1 protein-coding gene is annotated in these 240 nt (G+C 59.6%); it reads right to left on the bottom strand.

Annotation, left to right across the window (positions count from 1 at the left end; translation table 11 throughout):
• Positions 1–240: amidohydrolase family protein (locus KVT28_RS26530; RefSeq protein ID WP_217551286.1), on the bottom strand; the 240-nt coding region annotated here is incomplete at both ends.

Raw genomic sequence — 240 nt, 5'->3', positions numbered from 1 at the left:
TTTCCCCGCGCACCGTCGATGGTGGCCATCTCCAACACTTTTTCCGCGGTCATAATAGTGGGATGGCGGTGCACGCCTTTTTCCAGCAGCGCCGCCACTTTCATCGCCTGAAAAAGGTTGTGATTGTTGCTGCTGGCCGGGCCGGCTGAACCCAAACCAACGGTTAAGCCGGCAGCCAGCATACCCGGAATCGGCGGCACGCCGGAAGCGAGGTAGAGATTGCTGCAGGGATTGTGCGAC

Origin of the sequence: Pantoea sp. GbtcB22, assembly GCF_019091025.1 — a bacterium.
Taxonomy (GTDB): domain Bacteria; phylum Pseudomonadota; class Gammaproteobacteria; order Enterobacterales; family Enterobacteriaceae; genus Pantoea; species Pantoea leporis.
This window is presented reverse-complemented; position numbering and strand designations above follow the sequence as displayed.